General features: G+C 71.6%; 24 protein-coding genes and 1 pseudogene. 19 read left to right on the forward strand and 6 right to left on the reverse strand.

All coding sequences use genetic code 11. The features are described 5' to 3' along the window. The first annotated feature begins 57 nt into the window (after positions 1 to 57). The 10 genes from ABZ471_RS28805 (at position 58) to ABZ471_RS28850 (ending at position 11,067) form a co-directional block, all read left to right on the forward strand. Positions 58 to 2,124 carry a tetratricopeptide repeat protein gene (locus ABZ471_RS28805; protein ID WP_359070332.1) on the forward strand — a complete coding sequence of 689 codons (2,067 nt, stop codon included), beginning with the start codon at positions 58 to 60 and terminating at the stop codon, positions 2,122 to 2,124. Positions 2,125 to 2,272: 148 nt separating this feature from the next. Then, positions 2,273 to 3,388 carry an alanine dehydrogenase gene (gene ald / locus ABZ471_RS28810; protein ID WP_359070397.1) on the forward strand — a complete coding sequence of 372 codons (1,116 nt, stop codon included), beginning with the start codon at positions 2,273 to 2,275 and terminating at the stop codon, positions 3,386 to 3,388. A 414-nt stretch (positions 3,389 to 3,802) separates the two neighbouring features. Then, complete coding sequence (locus ABZ471_RS28815) at positions 3,803 to 4,936, forward strand: ParA family protein (RefSeq protein ID WP_359070334.1); 1,134 nt, start codon at positions 3,803 to 3,805, stop codon at positions 4,934 to 4,936. After that, on the forward strand, positions 4,921 to 5,487 hold the full coding sequence (locus tag ABZ471_RS28820; protein ID WP_359070335.1) for a hypothetical protein: 567 nt from the start codon (positions 4,921 to 4,923) through the stop codon (positions 5,485 to 5,487). The genes ABZ471_RS28815 and ABZ471_RS28820 overlap by 16 nt, the downstream gene beginning before the upstream one ends. 18 nt (positions 5,488 to 5,505) lie before the next feature. Further along, entirely contained in the window at positions 5,506 to 6,618 is a 1,113-nt protein-coding gene (locus ABZ471_RS28825; RefSeq protein ID WP_359070337.1) for a segregation/condensation protein A, read from the forward strand. Then, positions 6,615 to 7,268 carry an SMC-Scp complex subunit ScpB gene (gene scpB, locus ABZ471_RS28830; protein ID WP_359070338.1) on the forward strand — a complete coding sequence of 218 codons (654 nt, stop codon included), beginning with the start codon at positions 6,615 to 6,617 and terminating at the stop codon, positions 7,266 to 7,268. Before ABZ471_RS28825 ends, scpB begins: the two co-directional genes overlap by 4 nt. Further along, a complete protein-coding gene (locus ABZ471_RS28835; RefSeq protein WP_359070339.1) occupies positions 7,268 to 8,389 on the forward strand; it encodes a pseudouridine synthase in 1,122 nt (373 codons plus the stop codon). The genes scpB and ABZ471_RS28835 overlap by 1 nt, the downstream gene beginning before the upstream one ends. A 185-nt stretch (positions 8,390 to 8,574) precedes the next feature. Next, positions 8,575 to 9,294 carry an NUDIX domain-containing protein gene (locus ABZ471_RS28840; RefSeq protein WP_359070341.1) on the forward strand — a complete coding sequence of 240 codons (720 nt, stop codon included), beginning with the start codon at positions 8,575 to 8,577 and terminating at the stop codon, positions 9,292 to 9,294. Further along, a complete protein-coding gene (locus ABZ471_RS28845) occupies positions 9,291 to 10,313 on the forward strand; it encodes an ADP-ribosylglycohydrolase family protein (RefSeq protein WP_359070343.1) in 1,023 nt (340 codons plus the stop codon). Before ABZ471_RS28840 ends, ABZ471_RS28845 begins: the two co-directional genes overlap by 4 nt. 4 nt (positions 10,314 to 10,317) lie before the next feature. Continuing rightward, the gene (locus ABZ471_RS28850) at positions 10,318 to 11,067 is read left to right on the forward strand and encodes a nucleotidyltransferase domain-containing protein (protein WP_359070345.1); all 750 of its coding nucleotides are present in this window, start codon (positions 10,318 to 10,320) and stop codon (positions 11,065 to 11,067) included. Here the strand turns inward: ABZ471_RS28850 and ABZ471_RS28855 are convergent. Both ABZ471_RS28855 and ABZ471_RS28860 read right to left on the reverse strand, forming a co-directional pair. Next, positions 10,993 to 11,754, reverse strand: a complete 762-nt coding sequence (locus ABZ471_RS28855) for a nucleotidyltransferase domain-containing protein (protein WP_359070346.1) — start codon at positions 11,752 to 11,754, stop codon at positions 10,993 to 10,995. The two genes, ABZ471_RS28850 and ABZ471_RS28855, sit on opposite strands and share 75 nt — an antisense overlap. A gap of 22 nt (positions 11,755 to 11,776) precedes the next feature. Then, a complete protein-coding gene (locus ABZ471_RS28860) occupies positions 11,777 to 12,256 on the reverse strand; it encodes a Rieske (2Fe-2S) protein (protein ID WP_359070347.1) in 480 nt (159 codons plus the stop codon). A 212-nt stretch (positions 12,257 to 12,468) separates the two neighbouring features. Here ABZ471_RS28860 and aroH point away from each other — a divergent pair, with 212 nt between their 5' ends. The 5 genes from aroH to der all read left to right on the forward strand — a co-directional run bounded on the left by aroH (position 12,469) and on the right by der (position 16,959). Continuing rightward, positions 12,469 to 12,837, forward strand: coding sequence for a chorismate mutase (gene aroH / locus ABZ471_RS28865; protein ID WP_359070349.1), 369 nt, complete (start codon positions 12,469 to 12,471; stop codon positions 12,835 to 12,837). Next, positions 12,834 to 13,919 carry a prephenate dehydrogenase gene (locus ABZ471_RS28870; protein WP_359070350.1) on the forward strand — a complete coding sequence of 362 codons (1,086 nt, stop codon included), beginning with the start codon at positions 12,834 to 12,836 and terminating at the stop codon, positions 13,917 to 13,919. Before aroH ends, ABZ471_RS28870 begins: the two co-directional genes overlap by 4 nt. Positions 13,920 to 14,066: 147 nt before the next feature. Further along, positions 14,067 to 14,759, forward strand: coding sequence for a (d)CMP kinase (gene cmk, locus ABZ471_RS28875; RefSeq protein WP_359070352.1), 693 nt, complete (start codon positions 14,067 to 14,069; stop codon positions 14,757 to 14,759). A gap of 53 nt (positions 14,760 to 14,812) precedes the next feature. Next, a complete protein-coding gene (locus ABZ471_RS28880) occupies positions 14,813 to 15,400 on the forward strand; it encodes a lysophospholipid acyltransferase family protein (RefSeq protein WP_359070399.1) in 588 nt (195 codons plus the stop codon). A 77-nt stretch (positions 15,401 to 15,477) separates the two neighbouring features. Continuing rightward, positions 15,478 to 16,959, forward strand: coding sequence for a ribosome biogenesis GTPase Der (gene der / locus ABZ471_RS28885; RefSeq protein WP_359070354.1), 1,482 nt, complete (start codon positions 15,478 to 15,480; stop codon positions 16,957 to 16,959). A 59-nt stretch (positions 16,960 to 17,018) separates the two neighbouring features. Here der and ABZ471_RS28890 read toward each other — a convergent pair whose 3' ends face one another. Together ABZ471_RS28890 and ABZ471_RS28895 are read right to left on the reverse strand one after the other, a co-directional pair. Beyond that, positions 17,019 to 17,417, reverse strand: coding sequence for a hypothetical protein (locus ABZ471_RS28890; protein ID WP_359070355.1), 399 nt, complete (start codon positions 17,415 to 17,417; stop codon positions 17,019 to 17,021). Between the two features lie 116 nt (positions 17,418 to 17,533). Then, the gene (locus ABZ471_RS28895; protein WP_359070357.1) at positions 17,534 to 18,310 is read right to left on the reverse strand and encodes a hypothetical protein; all 777 of its coding nucleotides are present in this window, start codon (positions 18,308 to 18,310) and stop codon (positions 17,534 to 17,536) included. 73 nt (positions 18,311 to 18,383) lie between these two features. Between ABZ471_RS28895 and ABZ471_RS28900 the strand changes: the two genes are divergently transcribed. The 4 genes and pseudogenes from ABZ471_RS28900 to ABZ471_RS28915 all read left to right on the forward strand — a co-directional run bounded on the left by ABZ471_RS28900 (position 18,384) and on the right by ABZ471_RS28915 (position 21,130). After that, positions 18,384 to 18,701: a hypothetical protein gene (locus ABZ471_RS28900; RefSeq protein WP_359070358.1), complete on the forward strand. Its 318-nt coding sequence runs from the start codon at positions 18,384 to 18,386 to the stop codon at positions 18,699 to 18,701. A gap of 149 nt (positions 18,702 to 18,850) precedes the next feature. Then, a complete protein-coding gene (locus ABZ471_RS28905; RefSeq protein ID WP_359070359.1) occupies positions 18,851 to 19,525 on the forward strand; it encodes a transglycosylase family protein in 675 nt (224 codons plus the stop codon). Between the two features lie 90 nt (positions 19,526 to 19,615). After that, positions 19,616 to 20,575 (forward strand): annotated as a pseudogene (locus ABZ471_RS28910) (YafY family protein); the annotation flags it as partial. A 339-nt stretch (positions 20,576 to 20,914) separates the two neighbouring features. Then, a complete protein-coding gene (locus ABZ471_RS28915; RefSeq protein WP_359070360.1) occupies positions 20,915 to 21,130 on the forward strand; it encodes an I78 family peptidase inhibitor in 216 nt (71 codons plus the stop codon). 107 nt (positions 21,131 to 21,237) lie between these two features. Here the strand turns inward: ABZ471_RS28915 and ABZ471_RS28920 are convergent, their stop codons facing one another. Beyond that, positions 21,238 to 22,320 (reverse strand): phosphatase PAP2 family protein, encoded by a 1,083-nt coding sequence (locus tag ABZ471_RS28920; RefSeq protein ID WP_359070362.1) that lies wholly within the window; start codon positions 22,318 to 22,320, stop codon positions 21,238 to 21,240. 239 nt (positions 22,321 to 22,559) lie between these two features. Further along, positions 22,560 to 23,846 carry a hypothetical protein gene (locus tag ABZ471_RS28925; protein ID WP_359070363.1) on the reverse strand — a complete coding sequence of 429 codons (1,287 nt, stop codon included), beginning with the start codon at positions 23,844 to 23,846 and terminating at the stop codon, positions 22,560 to 22,562. Between the last annotated feature and the right edge of the window lie 219 nt (positions 23,847 to 24,065).

Genomic DNA, 24,065 nt, shown 5'->3' on the forward strand with positions numbered 1-24,065 from the left:
CGCCCGTACCGGAAGACCCGGCGGGCATGCGCGTGCGGTGGGACGGGAGCGTGGCCCGTGACGGATCAGGCGGTGGACACAGACGGCGTGCGGCTGTCCGCGCACCCGGTCACGGCGGACCAATTCCTGGGCCGCACACGGGAGTTGAAGGAACTGCGCGCCGACATCGAGCGCGCGGGCCTGGACACCCTCTCCGGCCGCAAGGCCCCCCGCGCGCGCGTGCTCCTCATCGCGGGCCGCCCCGGCTCCGGCCGGACCGCCCTCGCCGAGGAACTCGTCCGCCAGGTTGCCGAGCGTTACCCCGACGGCGTGCTGCGGGCCCGGCTCAGCGAGCCCGACGGCACCCCCGTACCGATCGAGCGCACCGCGCGGGCACTGCTCAGCGACCTGGACGTGCAGGCACCCGCCGGGGCCGCCGAGGACGACCTGACCGAGGCGCTGCGTGCGGCCCTCGCCGAGCGGCGCTCCCTCCTCCTGCTGGACGACGCGGCCGGCGCCGAGCAGGTCGACGCGTTGCTCCCGGACACCCCGGACTGCCTGGTGGTCGCCGTCTCCGGAGGCCCGCTCACCGGCATCGCGGACGTCCGCCCCTGCACCCTGGGCGGCCTCGACACCAAGTCGGCGGTGGAACTCCTCACCCGCTACACCGGTGCGGTCCGCATCACCGTAGATCCGCGCTCCGCCGAGACCCTCGCCGAGGCGTGCCAGGGCCATCCGGCCGCGCTCACCCTGGCCGGCGGCTGGCTCGCCTCCCTGCCCCAGGCGGCCGTCTCCGACCTCGCCAAGCGGATGCACACCGACGCCGACGACGGCGCCGACGTGACCCCGCTCGCCCGCGTCTTCAAACTCGTCCACGACCAGTTGCCGGGCCCTGCCGCCCGGATACTGCGACTGCTCTCGCTCGCCCCGGCCGGCCTGATCGACCCGCACACCGCCTCGGCCCTGGCCGGCTGCTCGGTGGACGCCGCCCGCGCCGCCCTGGACGAGTTCGTCGCCCTCGGCCTGCTGCGCGCGGTGGACTCCCCGCTGCCCGAGTACGACGTCCCCGGCTGTCTGCACCCGCTGCTGCGCTCGCTCGCCGAGAGCCAGGAACGCCCTGCGGAGCTGCAGCTGGCCCGGGCCCGCATGCTGGAGCGGACGGTACGGCTGCTCCAGTCGTGCCGGGCGATCACCGAGACGGACAGCCCGCAGGCCAGGGAGAAGCTCCAGGAGATGCCCCGGCCGGTCCGCTTCCCCACCCCGCGCGCAGCCGCCGAGTGGCTGGATGTGCGCAGGCCGGCCCTGCTGGCCGCCGTCCGCCTGGCCGTGGCCGACGGCGAGCTGGACACGCTCGCACGACGGCTGATGTCCCAGCTGGTCAGGGCCATGGCGGCGCACTTCGGCACCCAGGCGGCGGCCGCCGACCTGTACGGCGTCCATGGCCTCGTCCTCGATGTCGCCGAGCGGCGCGGACTGCACCGGGAGAGGGCCGCGGCCCTGCTGAACCTGGGCGATCTGGACGCGCAGACCGGACGCACCCGGGCCGCGCTGGCCCGCTACCGGGCCGCGCTGGATGCCGGACGCGAAGCAAATGACCCGTACGCGACCGGCCGCGCGATGGAATCCGTAGGGGGCGCCCATCTGGAGCTGGCGGACTACGACCGGGCCGCCGACTGGTTCGGCCGGGCCCTGGCCGAGCGACTGGCCCGGGGCGAACGCGTGGAGGCCGCCCGGCTGTACGGCCGGATCGCCACCGCGCACACCTACGCGGGCCGCTACGGCGAGGCGCTGAGGAACTGGCGGGCGTCCGCCGCCGGATACCGCAAGGAAGGCGATGTCGCCGCCCACGCGCGGGCGTTGAGCGAACTGGCCCGGGTCCAGGAGTACGCGGGGCGCCCCGAGGAGTCGCTGCGCACCTGCCAGGAGGCGGTGGAGTGGGCGCGGCGTGCCGACGAGGTCCGGTTGCAGGCGGCGCTGCAGCTCCGGCTGGCCGACACGCTGGACCGGCTGGGCGACCCGACGGCCGCCCACCTGCACCGCGCGACGGCCGAGCGCATGCTGGGCGAGGAGCCCCAGGAGGACGACGCCAGTCCGGAACAGGACGCTAACGCCTGCGAAATCCGCAGTGCATCCAGCGAAGATTGATGCAATGAAAGGCTAGACACTCGGAACGCCTTCATTAAACTGGCTCTGCCGCACGTTCTCCTGCGGTGTCTCCCGGTATGCCCCTGCATGCCTGGGTATGTCTTGTAGTGCACCCCCCATACCCTCTGAGCCAAGGACCGTGATCGACGTGAAGGTCGGCATCCCCCGCGAGGTCAAGAACAACGAGTTCCGGGTGGCCATCACCCCCGCCGGTGTGCACGAGCTGGTGCGCAACGGGCACCAGGTCGTCATCGAGCGGGGTGCCGGCCTCGGCTCCTCGATCACGGACACCGAGTACGTGGCCGCCGGCGGCCAGATCCTGGAGACGGCCGACGAGGTCTGGGCCGCCGCCGACCTGCTGCTGAAGGTCAAGGAGCCCATCGCCGAGGAGTACCACCGCCTCCGCAAGGACCAGATCCTCTTCACCTACCTGCACCTGGCCGCCTCCAAGGAGTGCACGGACGCGCTCATCGAGTCCGGCACCACGGCCATCGCCTACGAGACGGTCGAGCTGCCGAACCGCGCGCTGCCGCTGCTCGCTCCGATGTCCGAGGTCGCGGGCCGCCTGGCCCCGCAGGTCGGCGCCTACCACCTGATGCGTCCGGCCGGCGGCCGCGGCGTGCTGCCGGGCGGCGTCCCGGGCGTGACCCCGGCCAAGGCCGTCGTCATCGGCGGCGGCGTCTCCGGCTGGAACGCCACCCAGGTCGCCGTCGGCATGGGCTTCGACGTGACCCTGCTCGACCGTGACATCAACAAGCTGCGCGAGGCCGACAAGGTCTTCGGCACCAAGGTCAAGGCCATCATGTCCAACTCCTTCGAGCTGGAGAAGGCCGTCCTCGACGCCGACCTCGTCATCGGCGCCGTTCTCATCCCGGGCGCCAAGGCCCCCAAGCTCGTCACCAACGAGCTGGTGTCCCGTATGAAGCCCGGAAGTGTTCTTGTCGACATCGCGATCGACCAGGGCGGCTGCTTCGAGGACTCGCGTGCCACCACGCACGCCGAGCCGACCTTCCGGGTGCACAACTCGGTCTTCTACTGCGTCGCCAACATGCCGGGCGCGGTGCCGAACACCTCCACCAACGCTCTCACCAACGCCACGCTGCCGTACATCGTGTCGCTGGCCAACAACGGCTGGGTCGAGGCGCTGCGCCGCGACGCCGCGCTCGCCAAGGGCCTCAACACCCATGACGGCAAGGTCGTTTACAAGGAGGTCGCCGAGGCGCACGGCCTGGAGCACGTGGAGCTGGAGACCCTGCTCGGCTGACCCCTGTGAACTGGTGAGTCGCTAAGTCGGCGACAGGCAAAAGGCGATACGTCAACACAGGTCGTCAACAGCACGCACCCGGCCGGACCTTGCCCGACAAGGTCCGGCCGGATGTGTGTATGGTCACTTTGCGACTCTCGGTCAACTCGCCTCGAACGTAACCCTTCGACCGATTCGCACACCGGTGAAACCTGCTGTGCGACGGCCGTACGCCCTTGACAGCGGGATGTTTCATTGCCGACACATCCTGCCGGGTCCGGCGGATTGTGTTGCTGCGGACCGCCGACACGCCATAGAGTCGCCAACCGTCGGCATGGTGCCACGCTGACCTTGTCTAGAAGTTTCCTGGTCACCAAGGAGGTAAGACGACTTGTGAATGAGTCGACATTTTCTCCCGGGGGTGGTCAACCAGGAATGCCGGTACGGGGCCAGGGCCCCGCGGGATTCGAGGCTGTCGGCTCCGTAGCTGTGCGCACCTTCGCAGCCCACCAGAGTCCGGTTCCGCAGACCGCCCGGACAGCACACCAGAGCATGGATGGCCATCACGTGAACGCCATGGCCGGCGACGGAAGTGGCGCGCCCCACAACCACTTCGCCGACTACGACGAACTGCCCGAGGGGCACTTCTACGACCCCGACGCCGAATACGAGCCGGACCCGGAGTACGCGGCCACGCTCGCGCCCGACGCTGCCCGCCAGCGTCGCGAGCGCGTCGGCCCGACCGGGCGCCCGCTGCCGTACTTCCCGATCCCGGGCCCGCTGACCAGTCACGGTCCCGCGACGATCATCGCGATGTGCAACCAGAAGGGCGGCGTCGGCAAGACGACGTCGACCATCAACCTGGGTGCCGCGCTCGCGGAGTACGGCCGACGCGTGCTGCTCGTGGACTTCGACCCGCAGGGCGCGCTGTCGGTGGGTCTCGGCGTCAACCCGATGGAGCTGGACCTCACCGTCTACAACCTGCTCATGGAGCGGGGCATGTCGGCGGACGAGGTCCTGCTGAAGACGGCGGTCCCCAACATGGACCTGCTGCCCAGCAACATCGACCTGTCGGCCGCCGAGGTCCAGCTGGTCTCCGAGGTCGCGCGCGAGTCGACGCTCCAGCGCGCTCTGAAGCCACTGATGCCCGACTACGACTACATCGTGATCGACTGTCAGCCCTCGCTCGGCCTGCTCACGGTCAACGCCCTGACGGCCGCGCACAAGGTGATCGTGCCGCTGGAGTGCGAATTCTTCGCGCTGCGCGGTGTGGCCCTGCTGACCGAGACCATCGAGAAGGTCCAGGAGCGGCTCAACCCCGACCTGGAACTGGACGGCATCCTCGCCACGATGTACGACTCGCGCACCGTGCACAGCCGTGAGGTGCTTGCGCGTGTCGTCGAGGCGTTCGACGACCACGTCTACCACACGGTCATCGGCCGCACGGTCCGCTTCCCGGAGACCACGGTCGCCGGTGAGCCGATCACCACGTACGCCTCCAACTCCGTCGGTGCCGCCGCCTACCGCCAGCTCGCCAGGGAGGTGCTCGCCCGGTGTCACGCCGAGTGAGTCTGCCCGGGGCCGACGAACTGTTCCGCACGACAGGGGGGATGGCACTCCAGCCGTCCACGCCCCGGCGCGGGGCCAACGGCGAGGCCCGGGTGCCGGCTCCCGCGGGGGAGAGCGACGATGTGGCCGCCGCCGAGGATGTGCCGCCGTCGGTGCCCGTCCAGGGCGGTGACGGCGAGGGTGCGGAGCACGTCGCGGCGGACGCGGAACACGCCGAGGCCGGCGAGTCCCGCACCCGGCCGGCCCGGCGACAGGCGGCGCAGGAAGGTTCTTCTGCCTCCTCCGCCGCGGCGGCTGCGCAGCCCCGCAAGCGGGGGCGGGCGGCCAACCGGCGGCCCAGCGGACGCGAGCGGCACGACGAGAAGATCACGGTGTACGTCTCGGCCGAGGAACTGATGGACCTGGAGCACGCGCGACTCGTGCTCCGCGGCGAGCACGGCCTCGCCGTCGACCGCGGGCGCATCGTGCGCGAGGCGGTCGCCGTGGTCCTGGCCGACCTGGAGTCCCGAGGGGACGCGAGCATCCTGGTACGGCGGCTGCGCGGACGGTAGCGGTAGCCTGCGGGGGCCATGACCTCGAACGACGTTCCCATCCCCGCCCCCGGCGCAGGCGCCGGTCGGCGGCGTGCGCTGGGGCGGGGGCCGGGCGCGAGTGCTCCGCAGGCCGAGCCGATCGCGGTGCCCGCGGAGGTCGCCGAGCCGGAGGTCGCCGAGCCGGAGGTCGCCGAGCCGGAGATCCCCGAGCCGGAGGTTCCTGGGCCGGAGGTGATCGAGCCGGCGATTCCTGAGCCGCAGGTTGTCGAGCCGGACATTCCCGAGCCGGAGCCGTGGACGGCCCCCGTGGCTGCCGGGGAGCCCGGACCCCGAGAGCCCTCCGACGGTGTCTTCAAGGTCCGTCTCTCCAACTTCGAGGGCCCCTTCGACCTCCTCCTCCAGCTCATCTCCAAGCACAAGCTGGACGTCACCGAGGTCGCCCTCTCCAAGGTCACCGACGAGTTCATGGCGCACATCCGGGCCATGGGGCCGGACTGGGACCTGGACCAGACGACCGAGTTCCTCGTCGTCGCCGCCACCCTCCTCGACCTCAAGGCCGCTCGGCTGCTGCCCGCCGCCGAGGTCGAGGACGAGGCCGACCTCGCGCTGCTGGAGGCCAGGGACCTGCTGTTCGCGCGCCTGCTGCAGTACCGCGCGTACAAGCGGATCGCCGACATCTTCAACGAGCGCCTGGACGAGGAGGCCCGCCGCTATCCCCGTACCGTCGGCCTGGAACCCCAGCACGCCGAGTTGCTGCCCGAGGTCGTCATCAGCATCGGCCCCGAGGGCTTCGCCAAGCTCGCCGTCAAGGCGATGCAGCCCAAGGCCAAGCCGCAGGTGTACGTCGACCACATCCATGCTCCGCTGGTCAGCGTGCAGGAGCAGGCGGGGATCGTCGTCGCGCGCCTCAAGGAACTCGGCGAGGCCAGCTTCCGGGCGCTGGTGGCGGACACCGACGACACCCTCACGGTGGTGGCCCGCTTCCTCGCGCTGCTCGAGTTGTACCGCGAGAAGGTCGTCGCGCTGGACCAGGAGACCGCGCTCGGGGACCTGATCGTGCGCTGGACCGGGGACGGGGACGAGACACCGATGGTCACGGACGAGTTCGACCGGCCGCCCGAGGAGCCCAAGGAGGAGAAGAAGGCATGAGCGAGGACACCGCGGAACTCCCGGCGGGGCTCCGCACCGTCGCCGATCTCGACCTCAAGCCCGCTCTGGAGGCGGTCCTCATGGTCGTGGACGAGCCCGCGACCGAGGAGCACCTGGCGAAGCTCCTGGAGCGGCCGAAGCGGCAGATCGCGGACGCGCTGCGGGAGCTGGCCGACGACTACACCGTGCAGGGCCGCGGCTTCGAGCTGCGGTTCGTCGCGGGCGGCTGGCGCTTCTACAGCCGCGCCGCGTACGCGCCCGCCGTCGAACGGCTGGTGCTGGACGGCCAGACGGCCCGTCTGACCCAGGCGGCGCTGGAGACTCTGGCCGTCGTCGCCTACCGTCAGCCGGTCAGCCGCAGCCGCGTCTCCGCCGTGCGCGGGGTCAACTGCGACGGCGTGATGCGCACGCTCCTCCAGCGCGGTCTGGTGGAGGAGGCGGGCACGGAACCCGAAACAGGTGCGATCCTGTACAGGACGACGAACTACTTCCTGGAGCGGATGGGCCTGCGCGGCCTGGACGAGCTTCCGGAGCTCGCGCCCTTCCTCCCGGAGGCGGAGGCGATCGAGGCCGAGACCCAGGAGGGCGTGCCGTCGTTCGATCCGGACGCTCCGGATTCCGAGGACGCAGACGACAAGACGGAACTTTGATGCGAAGCAGTAGCGGCAGGAACAGCAGCGGAAACAACGGCGGGAGCCGTGGTGGCAACAGCGGCGGCCGCGGCGGGAGCAGCGGTGGCCGCGGTAATTACCGCGGTGCCGGGAACGCCCGCGACGACAATCAGGGCGGCCGGCCGAAGAAGCCGCGCCCGGAGGAGCGGCGCTACGACGTAGGCCCCGGCGCCACCCAGGACGGCCCGAAGTCGGGTCGTGGCGCTTCGGCGCGCGGCGGCGCCAAGGGCGGACCCAGGCAGGGCCAGGGCACCGGGCGCGGCCGTACGGCTCCGGCGAGTTCCCGTGAGTACGACGCCCGTGCCGAGGAGCGCAACCGCGAGCGGTACGCGGGCAAGAAAGACGTCAAGCTGCCCAAGACCTTCCCCGGCGCCGAGCAGGAGGGCGAGCGGCTGCAGAAGGTCCTCGCGCGCGCGGGCTACGGCTCCCGGCGTGCCTGCGAGGAGCTGATCGAGCAGGCCCGGGTCGAGGTCAACGGCGAGATCGTCCTGGAGCAGGGCAAGCGCGTCGACCCGGAGAAGGACGAGGTCAAGGTCGACGGCCTGACGGTCGCGACGCAGTCGTACCAGTTCTTCTCGCTGAACAAGCCCGCCGGTGTCGTCTCCACCATGGAGGACCCGGATGGGCGGCAGTGCCTCGGTGACTACGTCACCAACCGGGAGACCCGGCTCTTCCACGTCGGCCGGCTCGACACCGAGACCGAGGGCGTCATCCTGCTCACCAACCACGGCGAGCTGGCGCACCGGCTGACCCACCCGAAGTACGGCGTGAAGAAGACCTACCTCGCCGCCATCGTGGGTCCGATCCCGCGCGACCTCGGCAAGCGCCTGAAGGACGGCATCCAGCTGGAGGACGGCTACGCGCGCGCGGACCACTTCCGCGTCGTCGAGCAGACCGGCAAGAACTACCTGGTCGAGGTGACCCTCCACGAGGGCCGCAAGCACATCGTGCGCCGCATGCTCGCCGAGGCGGGCTTCCCGGTCGAGAAGCTGGTGCGCACCTCCTTCGGCCCGATCACCCTGGGCGACCAGAAGTCGGGCTGGCTGCGTCGCCTGTCCAACACCGAGGTCGGGATGCTCATGAAGGAGGTCGACCTCTAGGAGGCGTCTGCCCGGCTTTCTGACGGCCGGTCCCGGGATTCCCGGGACCGGCCGTCGTCGTCTGCGCGAACGGGGCTCCAGGAGGCGCTGAGGGGCTTGCGGACCGCACCTCCCACTCTTTATAGTCATCACGACTATTAGTCACTCCGACCATAAAGGCCGACCATGAAGGGGGGTGGACGGGCGTGGAGGGCTACGACAAGTACGCCTACGAGCCGTTCGCCGTCACCGTCGACCTCGCCGTCCTCACCCTGCGCGAGGGCGCCCTGCACGTGCTGCTGGTCGAGCGCGGGCAGGAGCCGTACGCCGGTCACTGGGCGCTGCCCGGCGGCTTCCTGCTGCCCGACGAGTCCGCGGAGACGGCCGCCCGGCGCGAACTCGCCGAGGAGACCGGCCTGGCCGACGTCTCCGGGCTGCACCTGGAGCAGCTGCGCACCTACAGCGAGCCGGGCCGCGACCCCCGGATGCGGGTCGTGTCGGTCGCCTTCACGGCCCTGCTGCCCGAGCCCCCCGAGCCGCGTGGCGGCGGTGACGCCGCCCAGGCCCGCTGGCTGCCCCACGACCCCGCACGGCCGCTCGCCTTCGACCACGACCGGATCCTCGCCGACGCCCACGAGAGGATCGGCACCCAGCTGGAGAACAGCCGAGTCGCCACCGCCTTCTGCCCGCCCCGGTTCACCCTCGGCGAGCTCCAGCAGGTCTACGAGACGGTGTGGGGCACGGCCCTGGACCGGCCCAACTTCCGCCGCAAGGTGCTCGCCACGCCCGGATTCGTCGAACCCGTCCCCGGCGCCGCCCGGCTGACCGGCGGCCGCGGCAAGCCGGCCGCCCTCTACCGCGCGGGCACCGCCACCGCCCTGCACCCGCCCCTGCTCCGACCGTCCCGGGAAGGACGCCCCGCATGACCACCTTCCACCCGAGCAAGCGCGCCGCCACCGGATCCCTGACCGGACTCGCCCTCGGGGACGCCCTCGGCTTCCCGACCGAGTTCAACGACGTGCCCTCGATCCTCGCCAAGTGCGGGCCCTGGCGGGAGATGGAGCTGCCCCGGAGCGCCTTCGTCTCCGACGACACGCAGATGACCCTCGCCTTCGGGCGCGGGCTCCGGACGGCCATGGACCGGGGGCTTCTGGCGCCCAAGCGGCTGGAGCGGCCGCTGCGCGAGGAGTTCGTGAACTGGTACCAGTCGCCGGAGAACAACCGTGCCCCCGGCCGCACCTGCCTGACCGCGTGCAGCCTGCTGAAGGAGGAGGGCCGGCCCTGGCAGGAGGCCAGCCAGATCGGCTCCAAGGGCTGCGGCGCCAACATGCGCGTCGCCCCCATCGGTCTCGCCCCAGGCCTGAGCGACGAACAGCGCGCCGGCGCGGCCCAGTTGCAGGCCGCGCTCACCCACGGACACCCCACCGCACTGGCCGCCTCCGACCTGACCGCCCGTGCGGTCCACCTGCTCGCCAAGGGCACCGATCCGGCCGGACTCGTCGGACAGCTGCGCTCGTACGCCTACGACCACCGCACCCGCTACGACCACACCTGGCTCGGCGATCTGTGGACCCGCTCCCAGGACCCCAGCCCCGAGCACTTCATCGCGCGCGGCTGGGACGAGTGCCTGGAGATCCTCGGCCGGCTCCAGGAGGCCGTGCGCAGCGTCTCCCCGGAGACCGACCCGTGCCTGGCCACCGGAGCGGGCTGGATCGCCGAAGAGGCCCTCGCCACCGGGCTGCTGTGTTTCCTGCTCTTCCCCGACGAGCCCGTCACCGCCCTGCGCCGGGCCGCCTGCTCCTCGGGCGACTCGGACTCGATCGCCTGCCTCACCGGTGCCTTCGCGGGCGCCTGGCTGGGCGCCGACGCCTGGCCCACCGAGTGGGCCGACCGGATCGAGTACCGGGGCGACCTGTTGGCCCTGGGAGCGCTCTGGGACGCTTAGGCCCATGATCGATGACCTCGACATGGACCTGACGCCGGTGATCGCCGAGCAGCCCGACCCGCTGCTGTTCGCGACCGTCTCCGGAGCCCACCTGTACGGCTTCCCGTCCCAGGACTCCGACCTGGACCTGCGCGGCGCCCACCTGCTGCCCGCCGCCGACCTGGTCGGGCTGCACGAGCCGGAGGAGACGCGGTCGAAGGCCTGGGTGCGGTTCGGCGTGGAGATGGACCTCGTCACCCACGACGTGCGCAAGTTCGCCCGGCTGATGCTCCGACGCAACGGCTATGTGCTGGAGCAGCTGCTGTCACCGCTGGTCGCGCACACCACCGACGCGCACCGCGAGCTGACCGCCCTCGTGCCGGGCGTCCTCACCAGCCACCACGCCCACCACTACCGCGGGTTCGCGGTCACCCAGGTGCGCCTGTTCGAGAAGACCGGCGAACTCAAGCCGCTGCTCTACACGTTCCGCGTGCTGCTCACCGGCATCCATCTGATGCGCAGCGGCGAGGTCCAGGCCCATCTGCCCACGCTCCTGGAACAGGTGGACGCGCCCGGCTATCTGCCCGAGCTGATAGCCGCCAAGGCCGAGCACGAGCACGGCCCCGCGGACATCGAGTACGCGCGCGTGGAGGCCGACGTGGAGCGGCTGCACGCCGTGCTCGACGAGGCGCAGGCCGCCTCAGCCCTGCCCGACGCGCCCAGCGCGTACGACGCCCTGCACGACTTCGTGGTCCGTGTCCGGCAGGCAGGCTGACGCGCGGCGGACCCGGTACAGGAAGTCGGCCACGCGCGCGTGGTCCGGTTCCGGCGGCAGCGGCGTGCCGTGCAGGGCCGCCTCGGTCTCGGCCGCGAGACGGACCATCCGCGCCTCGACCTCCGCCCAGGGGACCTCGCCCCGCTTCACCGCCAGCAGCGGCTCGCGCCGGTCGCCGACATCGATCCGCAGCTCGCCGGTGCGCAGCAGGTCACGGGCGCACATCAGCAGGCGCAGCAGGTGCATCGCGTGCTTCCAGCGCGGGGCGCCCGTCGTGCGGACGTCGGCGTCCAGCTTGCGGCGCTGCCCGAGGGCGTAGCGGGTGAAGGTGTCGTAGACCTGCCGGGAGAGGAAGGCTCCGCGCAGGGACAGCAGCTCGCGCCCGGTGTCGTCCACCCGCTCCACCAGCGGGGAGTGCAGGCACTCCAGGATGTTCGGGTTGCCGCGCAGCGCCAGCTCGCAGAACCGCTCCAGCTCCCAGGAGAACTGCTCCTCGCCCGGCCCCTCCACATGCGTCGGCGGCTTCTCGAACCGCCAGAACAGGGGGGTGGGGGCGACGAAGACGCCCCTGCGGTCGGTGTCGCTGGTCTGCGTGGCCAGCCCGAAGGCCCGCGAACCCATGATGCAGGCGTAGACCGTGTGGTCGCGTACGAGGTCCACTGCGTTCTCCGGGTTCGCGGGCTGCATGCCGGGAGCGTACGCGGGCCGCTCACGCCAGGCGGATCGAATTTCCCTCCACCTTGATCGTCTCGGCGGGCAGCGGCCTGATCGCGGGGCCGTGCGCCACCGAGCCGTCGGCGATGTGGTACTTGCTGCCGTGACACGGGCAGTCGATGGTGCCGTCCGCCACCCGGTTCACCGTGCACCCCTGATGCGTGCAGATCGCCGAGAAGGCCTTGAACGCGCCCTTCTCCGGCTGGGTGACCACGATCTTCTGCTCCTTGAAGACCTTGCCGCCGCCCACCGGGATCTCGCTGGTCATCGCCAGCCCCGGGCTGCCGGACGCCGAGGCGCTGCCGGACGCCGAGGCGTTGCCGGACGCCGAGGCGTTGCCGGGCGGCGCGGAGTCCTTCGACGGCGAGGGGCTCTCGGACGGCGTGGAGCTCCCGCTGTTCGTGCCGCCGCATCCGGCGGCGAGCGCCGCCGCGCCCGTGGCGAGAGCCGTGCGTCGCGTCGTGCTGTAGGTCATGTCGTCACTCCGGACATTGATGGGAAGAAAGCGTCAATTCGCGACATATTTACATTAAGAGGGTCCGATTCGAAGGAAGCGAAGGGGTCGCAGGACGGCCTTCACCGGGCCGGCCCTCCGTCTCAGCGGGCGGGCGCCGCGCGCCCGGCCGGCGGGGTCTGACTACGCTGGACGACCAAGACCCGATACGCATGTCAGCGAGGAGCAGAGCCGTGGCGGTACGAGCGGTCCGGGGGGCCGTCCAACTGGAGCGGGACGAGGCCGGTCACATGGACGAGCAGGTGGGCGCCCTGCTCGCCGCGATCCTGGAGCGGAACGGACTCACCGCCGACGACCTGATCAGCATCTGGTTCACGGCCACTCCCGACCTGCACAGCGACTTCCCGGCAGCCGCCGCCCGCAAGCTCGGCACCGACTTCGCCGATGTACCCCTGATCTGCGCCCAGGAGCTGGACATCGAGGGCGCCATGCCCCGGGTCGTCCGGGTGCTCGCGCACATCGAGTCGGACACGCCCCGCGCCGACATCGCCCACGTCTACCTCGGCGCCGCCGCCGCCCTGCGCAAGGACATCGCCCAGTGAGGACCGCACTCGTCATCGGCACCGGGCTCATCGGCACCTCCGCCGCGCTCGCCCTCGCCCAGCGGGGCGTCACCGTCCACCTCGACGACCACGACCCCGAGCAGGCCCGTACGGCGGCCGCGCTCGGTGCCGGCACCGACGAGCGCCCCGCCGGCCCGGTGGACCTCGCGGTCGTCGCCGCCCCGCCCGCCCACGTGGCCGCCGTCCTGGCCGAAGCGATGGCCCGGGGAGTGGCCCGCGGCTACGTCGACGTGGCCAGCGTCAAGGGCGGACCGCGCCGCGAGCTGGAGGCCCGCGGCCTGGACCTGTCCGCCTACATCGGCACCCACCCCATGTCGGGCCGGGAGAAGTCCGGCCCGCTGGCCGCCACCGCCGACCTCTTCGAGGGGCGCCCCTGGGTGCTCACCCCGACCCGGGACACCGACACCGAGGTGCTGAACCTCGCCCTGGAGCTGGTCTCGCTCTGCCGGGCCGTTCCGGTGGTCATGGACGCCGACGCCCACGACCGGGCCGTCGCCCTCGTCTCGCACATGCCCCACCTGGTCTCCAGCATGGTCGCCGCACGCCTGGAGCACGCCGAGGAGGCCGCCGTACGGCTGTGCGGGCAGGGCATCCGGGACGTGACCCGGATCGCCGCCTCCGACCCCCGGATGTGGATCGACATCCTCTCCGCCAATCCCGGCCCGGTCGCCGACCTCCTCGCGGACGTCTCCGCCGACCTGGACGAGACCGTGACCGCCCTGCGCGCCCTGCAGTCCTCCGACGAGGACAAGCGGCGCGAGGGCAGCCAGGGCATCGAGGACGTACTGCGGCGCGGGAACGCGGGCCAGGTGCGGGTGCCCGGCAAGCACGGGTCCGCCCCGCGGGTCTACGAGGTCGTGGCCGTGCTGATCGACGACCAGCCGGGGCAGCTGGCCCGGATCTTCGCCGATGCGGGACGGGCCGGGATCAACGTCGAGGATGTCCGCATCGAGCATGCGACCGGGCAGCAGGCGGGTCTCGTCCAGCTGATGGTGGAGCCGAAGGCGGTACCCGTGCTGACGGCTGCGCTGCGGGAGAGGGGCTGGGCGCTGCGGCCGTAGCCGCCCGCTGCCGGTGCTGCCGTCCTGGGCCGGATCCCGTCCGGGACGCGCGCGTCCGGACGAGTGACCCGTACCCAGTAACCTTGTGCAGGGCGCTCTCGCTCCCCGCACCCCGCTCCCCGCACCGCACCAGGAAGGTGTCCCCCCGTGGAAAACGGCGCCCCGACCGCCCAGCCCGTGATCGTTGCGATCGACGGTCCCTCCGGCACGGGCAAGTCGAGCACGTCGAAGGCCGTGGCCGCGCAGCTCGGCCTGAGCTACCTGGACACCGGCGCCCAGTACCGGGCGATCACCTGGTGGATGGTGAACAACGGCATCGACCTGGAGGACCCGACCGCGATCGCGGCCGTCGCCGGCAAGCCGGAGATCATCTCCGGCACCGACCCGGCCGGCCCGACCATCACGGTCGACGGCGTCGACGTGGCCGGCCCGATCCGCACCCAGGAGGTCACCTCCAAGGTCAGCGCAGTCAGCGCGGTGCCCGAGGTGCGCTCCCGGATCACCGAGCTGCAGCGCTCGCTGGCCACCGGCGCGGAGCTGGGCATCGTGGTCGAGGGCCGTGACATCGGTACGACCGTGCTGCCCGACGCCGACCTGAAGATCTTCCTCACCGCCTCCCCGGAGGCCCGCGCGGCCCGCCGCAGCGGCGAGCTGAAGGGCGCCGACGTCCACGCCACCCGCGAGGCGCTGATCAAGCGGGACGCGGCCGACTCCAGCCGCAAGACCTCGCCGCTCGCCAAGGCCGGCGACGCGGTCGAGGTGGACACCACCGAACTGACTCTCACCCAGGTCATCGAGTGCGTCGTCACCCTGGTCGAGGAGAAGCGGGCCGGGAAGTGAGCGTTCCGTCCGAGCGGGGCGCCGAGGTCGGGCGGCGCATCGGTGTCGGCCTGATGCACGGGCTGTGGAAGCCGCGGGTGCTGGGCGCCTGGAGGGTGCCTGCGACCGGCCCGGCGATCCTGGCCGTGAACCACTCCCACAACATCGACGGCCCCATGGTCATGGGTGTGGCGCCCCGGCCGACGCACTTCCTGATCAAGAAGGAGGCGTTCGTCGGCCCGCTGGGCCCGTTCCTGACCGGTATCGGCCAGCTGAAGGTGGACCGCGCGTCCGCCGACCGCACGGCGATCACCGACGCCCTCGGGATCCTGGACAACGGGGGAGTGCTCGGCATCTTTCCGGAGGGCACCCGGGGCGAGGGCGACTTCGCCTCCCTGCGAGCCGGGCTCGCCTACTTCGCGGTCCGCAGCGGGGCACCGATCGTGCCCGTGGCGGTCATGGGAAGCTCGGAGAAGCCGGGACGGTTGATAAAGGGGCTGCCTCCGCTGCGCTCCCGCGTCGACGTCATCTTCGGCGATCCGTTCGAGGCCGGCGACGGCAGCGGACGGCGTACGCGCAGGGCGCTGGACGAGGCGACCGAGCGCATCCAGAAGCAGCTCACCAGCCACCTGGAAAACGCCAGGCGCCTGACCGGGCGCTAGGCGACACTTGAGTAGTGGATCAGCCCATAACGGGTCGTTCCACCGATCACCACGATGAACGACGAGGTACGGACTTCATGAACGACCAGATCCAGCCCGACGGCTCGGCCGAGCACGCGTACGAGCACGGGGCGCTCGGCGATGCCGAGTACGCGGAGTTCATGGAGCTCGCCGCCGAAGAGGGCTTCGACATCGAGGACGTCGAGGGCGCCATCGAGGCGGCGGGCCACGGCCCGCTGCCCGTGCTCGCCGTCGTCGGCCGCCCCAACGTCGGCAAGTCGACCCTGGTGAACCGGATCATCGGCCGCCGCGAGGCCGTCGTCGAGGACAAGCCGGGCGTCACCCGCGACCGTGTCACCTACGAGGCCGAGTGGGCGGGCCGCCGCTTCAAGGTCGTCGACACCGGCGGCTGGGAGCAGGACGTCCTCGGCATCGACGCCTCCGTGGCCGCCCAGGCCGAGTACGCGATCGAGGCGGCCGACGCGGTCGTCTTCGTCGTGGACGCCAAGGTCGGCGCCACCGACACCGACGAAGCGGTCGTGCGTCTGCTGCGCAAGGCAGGCAAGCCCGTGGTGCTGTGCGCCAACAAGGTCGACGGTCCGAGCGGCGAGGCCGACGCCTCCTACCTGTGGTCGCTGGGCCTGGGCGAGCCGCACCCCGTCTCGGCCCTGCACGGCCGTGGCACCGGCGACATGCTGGACGCCGTCCTGGAGGCGCTGCCGGAGGCGCCCGAGCAGAGCTTCGGCACCGCCGTCGGCGGCCCGCGCCGGATCGCGCTGATCGGCCGCCCGAACGTCGGCAAGTCCTCGCTGCTGAACAAGGTGGCCGGCGAGGAGCGTGTCGTCGTCAACGAGCTGGCGGGCACCACCCGCGACCCGGTCGACGAGCTGATCGAACTGGGTGGCGTGACCTGGAAGTTCGTCGACACGGCAGGCATCCGCAAGCGCGTTCATCTCCAGCAGGGCGCCGACTACTACGCCTCGCTGCGCACCGCGGCCGCCGTCGAGAAGGCCGAGCTGGCCGTCATCCTGATCGACGCGTCCGAGAACATCTCGGTCCAGGACCAGCGCATCGTCACCATGGCCGTGGAGGCCGGCCGCGCGGTCGTCCTCGCCTTCAACAAGTGGGACACCCTCGACGAGGAGCGCCGCTACTACCTGGAGCGGGAGATCGAGACCGAGCTGGGCCAGGTCGCCTGGGCACCCCGCGTCAACGTCTCGGCCCGCACCGGCCGGCACATGGAGAAGCTGGTCCCGGCCATCGAGACGGCGCTCGACGGCTGGGAGACCCGCGTGCCCACCGGCCGGCTGAACGCCTTCCTCGGCGAGCTGGTCGCGGCCCACCCGCACCCGGTCCGGGGCGGCAAGCAGCCGCGCATCCTGTTCGGCACCCAGGCCGGCACCAAGCCCCCGCGGTTCGTCCTCTTCGCCTCCGGCTTCATCGAGGCGGGCTACCGGCGCTTCATCGAGCGCCGCCTGCGCGAGGAGTTCGGCTTCGAGGGCACGCCGATCCACATCTCCGTGCGGGTGCGCGAGAAGCGCGGCACGAAGAAGAAGTAGCAGGCATACGGCGGTACGGCGAAGGGCGGCCCGGGTGTCCGGGGCCGCCCTTCACCATGTCACGCGCCCCGACGCGGAGCCGGTGGCAGCCCCGCCGGAACGTGGTGCATCCCGGTGTCCTGCTGCCGCCCGAGGGTGCCGATGCGCTGCCACTGCGACTGCTGCCGCGCGCTGTAGGCCCCCGCGCTGTAGGCGCTGTACGAACTGCTGAACGACCCCGGCCGGTGTCCGCCGTACGAGCCCGTGCTGTGCGGGATGTTCCCGAAGGCCGTGAAGCCCAGGTTCTCCTCGCCGCTGCGGTCACCCGGCAGCGTACGGAAGGTCTTGACCCACTCCGCGTAGAGCGAGTCGTAGATCGGCGTGGCCGATGGGCTGCTCACGACCTCCTGCCCCGCCCGCGCGAAGGGGATGGAGGAGAAGCCGGACCGGCGGGGCGGGGGAGTGTCGTATGCGTGCACGTATGTCCAAACGACCGGAACTTTAAAGGGATGCGGTCGGACAAACAGGGGTGCGGGAAGCCGCGACGCACCCGCACCCGCGAATGCGCCGCAGCTCCCCGCCCCTCAGCCGACTCTCACGTGCCTGCAAGAGGCAGCGCCGCCGCCACCAGCTTTCCGATCGCCGCCGCCTTGTCCAGCGCCTCCCGCAGCAGATCCTCCCGAGGCTGCCGCCCGATCGACCCCACCGGCGCCGCGAACATCAGCACCTGCTGGTGCTTGTTGGCGGCAGCGCGCCAGCTGTCCGTCACCTGCAGCGGCTGATGCGCCTGCCACCAGGCCACCGGCTGCCCGCCGTTCGTACCCGGCTGGAGCACGGCGTGCAGCTGGCCCATGGCGAGCAGCACCGACCAGCCGTGCAGCACCGGCGGCACGGTCGTCAGCTCGGTCAGCGGCATGAAGCCCTGCTCGATGAGCAGCGGGAGGAAGTCGTCGCCGACCGCGGTGGAGCCGGGACGCACGATCGGCGCGGTCGGCTCGACGACGAGCGCGGGGTGCAACTCGCCCTCGATCAGCACGAGTCCGCTGGTCACGCCGAGCACGGCCTGCTCGGTGGCGGCCCTGTTCTCGCCGCCCGCGCTGCCACCGATCGAGCGGACGGCGCCCTGCAGCTGCTCCTCGGTGACCTGGACGACCTGCGAGGGCAGGCAGCCGGCGTGGGCGAAGGCGAGGACGGCGGTCTCGTCGCCGACGAACAGAACGGTGCTGGTGCGCTCCTGATCGGAGTCGCCCGGGGTGCGGCAGGACGTGCAGTCGTAACTGCCCGGGGCGTTCTCTCCGGCGAGCAGCCGGTCGGCTTCTTCGTCGCCGATCTCGGCGCGTACGGCGTCACTGACGTCGAGCATGCGCGGCACGGTGGCTCCCTCGGGATGCGGTGCTGGGTCGGCCGGGTGGCTCCCGGCCCATGAGCCCCGGGGTTCCGGGCTCATGAAGAAGACAACGGGTGTCCTGTGGTGGTGGTCACGCCCCGAGGGGAACGGAATCGAACCATCCACCGCACAGTGTCACGTCTGGTGCGGAACCGGCCACTCACCGTCAACTTCGCGTGCAGTCAAGGAACTTGAACGGGTGAAGTGGGTCACATGTCGCCTCAACGAGTGGTCGAAATATCAGGAAATCGGCGGATTAAATGGCTGGCCGGAAATCGCTGATACCCGAGGTAACGGCGAACTGGCCTGGAATGACAAGGAGTTGGTTGATATCGACTGCCCGTTCTCCCTACATTCCTCCGCCGTGTGCAACTAGCACCGCTCGGGTACGTCCGCCGGCCGGCACCGGACAGAGCACGATCAAGGCACCGGTCGCGGCGGACGGGGCGGCGCGAGGAACCGCGGTCCTGCGCGGGGAGTCGTGCTCCGCCCTGGGGGAGCCCGGGTTCGTGGAGAGGGAATTACATGTCCGAGTGTGCCGATACCACCCGCACCACCGCTCGTCACGACAGCGCCCGCAAGGGCCGTACGACGGCCGCCCTCGCCGGGGCGGCGCTGCTGGCCCCCCTGGGGCTGCTGGCCGCGACCGGCAACGCCGCCGCGGCGGACAACGGAGTGTGGGACCGCATCGCCCAGTGCGAGAGCGGTGGCAACTGGCACATCAACACCGGCAACGGCTACTACGGCGGGCTCCAGTTCTCCGCCGGCACCTGGCGCGCGTACGGCGGCACCGCCTACGCCCCGACGGCCGACCAGGCCTCCAGGAGCGCGCAGATCGCCGTCGCCACCAAGGTCCAGCACGCCCAGGGCTGGGGCGCCTGGCCGGTCTGCTCGGCCCGGGCCGGAGCCTCCGGCGCGGCACCGGCCCACGCGTCCCCGGGTACAACGGCGTCCTCGGGTGCGACCGCTTCGAAGGGCAGCGTGACGACGAAGTCCGCGCCGGCGAAGGCGCCGCAGCGCCCGGCGGGGCACACCGACCGCAGTGCCTCCCGTGGCGACTACACCGTCCGCGAGGGCGACACCCTGAGTGTCATCGCCGCCCGGCACGGGACCAGTTGGCAGCGGATCTACGCCGCCAACAAGAAGGTCATCGGCGACGACCCCGACCTGATCGTGCCCGGCCAGCGGCTCGCGCTCTGAGCGTGCGACGGGCGCCGGCCGCCTGACGGATGCAGCCGCTGTCCTGGATGAGGACAGCGGCTGTCCGCATCGGCTGGAAGACTCGGCCCCATGTTGGAGACCTCAGCACGACTGCTGCGCCTTCTCTCGCTGCTCCAGGCGCACCGCGAGTGGTCCGGCGCCGAACTTGCCGAGCGGCTCGGCGTCACCGCGCGCACGGTCCGCCGGGACGTGGACCGGCTGCGCGAGCTGGGCTACCCGGTCAACGCCAGCCCCGGCACCGGGGGCGGCTACCAGCTGGGTGCGGGCGCCGAACTGCCCCCGCTGCTGCTGGACGACGACGAGGCCGTCGCCGTGGCCGTCGGGCTGCGCACCGCCGCGGGACAGGGCATCGAGGGCATCGGCGAGACATCCGTACGCGCCCTCGCCAAGCTGGAACAGGTGCTGCCGGACCGGCTGCGCCGCCGGGTGGGCGCCCTCAACGCGTTCACCGTGCCGATGCTGCGGGGCGCACAGCCCTCCGCCGTCGACCCGGCCGTGCTCGCCGAACTCGCCCACCTGTGCCGGGACGCCGAGCGGCTGCGCTTCGAGTACCACAGCCATGAGGGCGCCGCCAGTCGCCGTACCGTCGAACCGTACCGACTGGTGTGCACCGAGCGGCGCTGGTATCTGGTCGCCTGGGACGTGGGCCGGGAGGACTGGCGGACCTTCCGCGTCGACCGCATCACGCCGAAGCCGCCGCACGGCCCGCGTTTCACCCCGCGCGAGCCGCCCGCCGAGGATCTGGCCGCCTATGTGTCGAAGGGCGTCTCCACCAGCGTGTACGCCATGCAGTCCGCCGTGCGGCTGCTGGTGCCGCTGCACGAGGCCGCCGAGCGGATCTCGCCGTCCGCGGGGACGCTGGAGGCCGACGGCGAGGACGCCTGCATCCTGCGCAGCGGGGCGCCGAACCTGGACGTGATGGTCATTCACCTGATGATGACGGGTGTCCCCTTCGAGGTGCTGGAGCCCGCCGAGCTGATCGAGACCATCGAGGCGGCGCGGGACCGGCTCGATGCCGCCCTGGCCCGGGGCCGGGGGACGTACGGCGGTCGTGTGCCGAATCCGTGAATTTCCTATGCGGCGTCAGCTCTCCCGGCATGGCGCCGGATTCCGCGGGGAATCACGCTCCGGACCCGTCCCGATCCCCACTGCGCGGTATTCCCGGGGGCAATTCGAAGGCGCGCTCCGACACGCGGGAATTCTGTTCGATTACCTCGGCGGGCGGTACGGAAACGCCCATACGTGCGAGGGAGTTCGACGGAAACGAGTGTCGGGAACCTGTGACAGAAGTGTGACCGGAGGGGAACGCGTGGCGCGGGCGCCGGGCTCCGGCTTCCGTCGCCGACCGATGCGGCCTAGCGTGGCCGCATGGCACCGATTCCCACTCCGCCAGCGGAGCCCCAGGACAGTCCGGACGGGTACGTCGGCCTCGACGCCGCGCGCGCCGAGCGGCTCGCTCGGGAGCGCGGCTGGTCGACGGTACGGTCGCTGCCGCCGGGCACGATCATCACCATGGAGTACCGGGTGGGGCGGCTCAACTTCGAGGTTCGGGACGGCCGGGTGACCCGCGCCTGGAAGGGCTGAGACTCCTCGCACGGACGACGAAGGCCCCGCTCCCGGAAGGGGGAGGCGGGGCCTTCGTCATGGCGGGGCGGGCTGTGCGTACCGGGCCCCGCCGCCGTGGCGGAGCGTCAGCCGCCCGTCAGGGGACGGGCCTGCGGGGCGGTGCCGCGCGGCAGCCGGTCGGCGTGCGGCAGCCGGTCGGAGTGCGGCAGGCGGTCGGCATGCGGCACCCGGTCGGCATGCGGCGGGCGACGGCTGCCCGCCGGGGTGACCGGGGTGCGCTCCGAGCGGGCCGTGTGCGGTCCCGGGGCCAGATGGATCGGGGCCCGGGAGCCGCGCGCCGACGACACCGGCTCGCGCGCCGGAACGGGCTCGGGGGCTGCCGCACGCGGTTTGAGCAGCACCGGAGCGGGCGTGACCGGGGCGGCCGGGGCGGGCACCGTACGGCCGCGGCGGGAACGCCAGCGGTCGCGCAGGTCGAAGAGCACGGTCTCGGCCCTGGTGATCAGTGGCTCGAACCAGGGCAGGGCGAGCAGGATCAGCAGGCCGGCGGCCCAGCCCAGCAGCACGTCGCTCAGCCAGTGCGTACCGAGGTAGACGGTGGTGAGGCCGACGCCGAGCGAGGTGACCGCGGAGAGCGCGGACAGCCAGCGGCGCGCTCTCGGGGAGGAGGCCAGATATGCCAGGATTCCCCAGGTCACCACCGCGTTGGCGGTGTGGCCGCTGGGGAATATATCGCCGCCCAGACCCATCTCGTTCGAGCCGATCACGGTCGCGTAGTGCGGACCGAGCCGCCCCATGCCGATCTTGGCGGCGCCCACCGTGATGTTCAGCAGGAGCAGCGAGGCGGCCAGGGTCAGCAGCGGGCGGAGCGTGTGCTGCCGCCAGGAGCGCCAGCCGAGCCAGGCCGCGACCATCACGGCGGTGGGGCCGCGCTGGCCGAGCACGACGTAGTAGTCGAGGAAGGCGTGGATCTCCGGCCACTGCTGGTAGGGCCGGAAGAACATGACCTGCCAGTCGAGCCGGACCAGCCAGGAGGTGATCACCACGGCCCAGACGATCGCCAGGTAAAAGGCGAGGGTCGCAGTGAACAGCACGACCCGGTGCCGGCTCATCCTCGGCACATCGATGTGAGCCGGTCGTTCCGGCTCACGGTCCAGCCTGGCGAACACCCGGTCCAGACTCCGGGTGAGGTTTCGTTCGGTACGCACCCAATCGACGTTACAGCGAGTGAGCTCTGTTCCCGGTCGAAACAGCGGCTTTGTGATGACGATGTGATGTGGGAAACCTCTCAGGAGGGCTCCGAATTCCTGGGATTCCGCAATCTCGCGAGCCTGCTTCCTGCATTTCCTTTGATCATGCCGGGCGGCTCGTTTTAGGGCACTTATGAATTCGTTCACCGAATCATGGGATGGAATTCAGAGGGTGCTCATCGGACGACCGGAGTTGATCATGGAGGGCCGGAGCCGTTCAGCCAGAAGGCGCCGTAGACCGCCGTCGCCACCGCCACACCCGCCGTGACCAGCACCGCTCTGGAGGCGCGCAGCCCGGCCAGGGCACGCGCCGGCGGGAACAGCACCGGGAAGGCCGGCATCAGCAGCCGCGGTTTCGACCCGAAGTAACTCGACGCGCACAGGGCGAGGGTCAGGACGACACCCGTGTACACGAGCAGTGCCACTGGCTGGCGCTGGCGTACACCGGTCACATAGAGCCAGATCAGCAGCGCGACTCCGACGATCAGGCCCGCACCGGCGAGGGCCGACGGAAATGACGTGAACTTGTCGGCCACGAAGCGTGCGAACGCGTACCCGCCGTCGAACCCGTTGCGCCAGCCGGCCTGCACGTCGAGATAACCGAGCGGACCCTTGCCGGTGCGGTGACCGACCCAGAGGACATAGCCGGCGGCGCCCAGGGGCGCGAGAGCCATGCCGAGGGCGCGCCGCCAGACGGATGCGCTGGTGGTGAGAGCGGGGGCGCGTGTCGTGTCGCGCGCGCCCATAACAGAGGAGCGCGTGTCCGTAGGGGAGGAACGCGCGCCCGTAAGAGGGGAATGGGCGTGTTCGCCGTTGTGCGCGCTGTGCGCGCGTCGTGCGCTTCGGTCCCGCACGAACGAGAGCATGCCTGCCACCCACACCGCCGCGACCACTGCGAGCCCTACCGGCCGGGTCAGCCCGGCCAGCGCCGCCAGCGCGCCCGCGCTCACCCACCGACCGGTCAGCACCGCGTACAGCGACCAGGCGGCCAGCGCCGTGAACAGGGACTCGCTGTACGCCATCGACTGCACGATCCCGACCGGCAGCACCGCCCACACCAGCACCACGCAGACGCCGACCCGGGGCCCGTACACCCACTCCGCCACCGCGAAGATCCCGCAGGCCGCCGTGAGCGAGGCGAGCAGGGCGACGACGAAGCCGGCGTCCGCGTACGACAGCGGCGTGAGCGCGTGCAGCAGCCGCTCCAGCCAGGGCAGCAGCGGGAAGAACGCCAGATTGGAGTGGACGTCGCCGTTCGGCAGCCGCACCTGGTAGCCGTAGCCCAGCTCGGCGACCCGCGTGTACCAGAGGGAGTCCCAGCGCGCGGTGAGCAGTGTGTACGCGCTCTTGCCGCGCGCCGCGCTCCACACGGCCAGCGCGACCAGGCCCAGGGCACGCACGGCCGCGTACCCGAGCAGGGCCGGAGCCGCCCGGCGCAGGAGTGGGGCGCGTGAGGAGGGCACGCGCGCTTCAAGATCGGTCACGGGCTCGATTATCGACCGGACGGGGAACCGGACCTCCCGCCGGGGCCTGCGGGCGGGCGGGGTGGCGTACGCCACACGGGTTCGGTCCTGCGTGTGAGAGGTCCGCCACGCGTGCCCGCAGCGAACTCGCGTACGCTGACGAGTCACCCGCGTGGGATTGCGCAGGCCGGAGACACCGCTCCTCTCCGGCCGTACGACGGGGAGTCCCCACCCCTCCGA

Origin of the sequence: Streptomyces sp. NPDC005728, from assembly GCF_040630895.1 — a bacterium.
In the GTDB taxonomy this organism is placed as follows: Bacteria; Actinomycetota; Actinomycetes; order Streptomycetales; family Streptomycetaceae; genus Streptomyces.

What these genes read in the sequence shown, in the direction of transcription:
- ABZ471_RS28815 (WP_359070334.1), top strand. Translation starts at nt 3,803, where the DNA reads ATGCCGGTACGGGGCCAGGGCCCCGCGGGATTCGAGGCTGTCGGCTCC.
- ABZ471_RS28825 (WP_359070337.1), top strand. Translation starts at nt 5,506, where the DNA reads ATGACCTCGAACGACGTTCCCATCCCCGCCCCCGGCGCAGGCGCCGGT.
- scpB (WP_359070338.1), top strand. Translation starts at nt 6,615, where the DNA reads ATGAGCGAGGACACCGCGGAACTCCCGGCGGGGCTCCGCACCGTCGCC.
- ABZ471_RS28835 (WP_359070339.1), top strand. Translation starts at nt 7,268, where the DNA reads ATGCGAAGCAGTAGCGGCAGGAACAGCAGCGGAAACAACGGCGGGAGC.
- ABZ471_RS28845 (WP_359070343.1), top strand. Translation starts at nt 9,291, where the DNA reads ATGACCACCTTCCACCCGAGCAAGCGCGCCGCCACCGGATCCCTGACC.
- ABZ471_RS28850 (WP_359070345.1), top strand. Translation starts at nt 10,318, where the DNA reads ATGATCGATGACCTCGACATGGACCTGACGCCGGTGATCGCCGAGCAG.
- ABZ471_RS28855 (WP_359070346.1), bottom strand. Translation starts at nt 11,754, where the DNA reads ATGCAGCCCGCGAACCCGGAGAACGCAGTGGACCTCGTACGCGACCAC.
- ABZ471_RS28860 (WP_359070347.1), bottom strand. Translation starts at nt 12,256, where the DNA reads ATGACCTACAGCACGACGCGACGCACGGCTCTCGCCACGGGCGCGGCG.
- ABZ471_RS28880 (WP_359070399.1), top strand. Translation starts at nt 14,813, where the DNA reads ATGCACGGGCTGTGGAAGCCGCGGGTGCTGGGCGCCTGGAGGGTGCCT.
- der (WP_359070354.1), top strand. Translation starts at nt 15,478, where the DNA reads ATGAACGACCAGATCCAGCCCGACGGCTCGGCCGAGCACGCGTACGAG.
- ABZ471_RS28900 (WP_359070358.1), top strand. Translation starts at nt 18,384, where the DNA reads ATGAAGAAGACAACGGGTGTCCTGTGGTGGTGGTCACGCCCCGAGGGG.
- ABZ471_RS28905 (WP_359070359.1), top strand. Translation starts at nt 18,851, where the DNA reads ATGTCCGAGTGTGCCGATACCACCCGCACCACCGCTCGTCACGACAGC.
- ABZ471_RS28915 (WP_359070360.1), top strand. Translation starts at nt 20,915, where the DNA reads ATGGCACCGATTCCCACTCCGCCAGCGGAGCCCCAGGACAGTCCGGAC.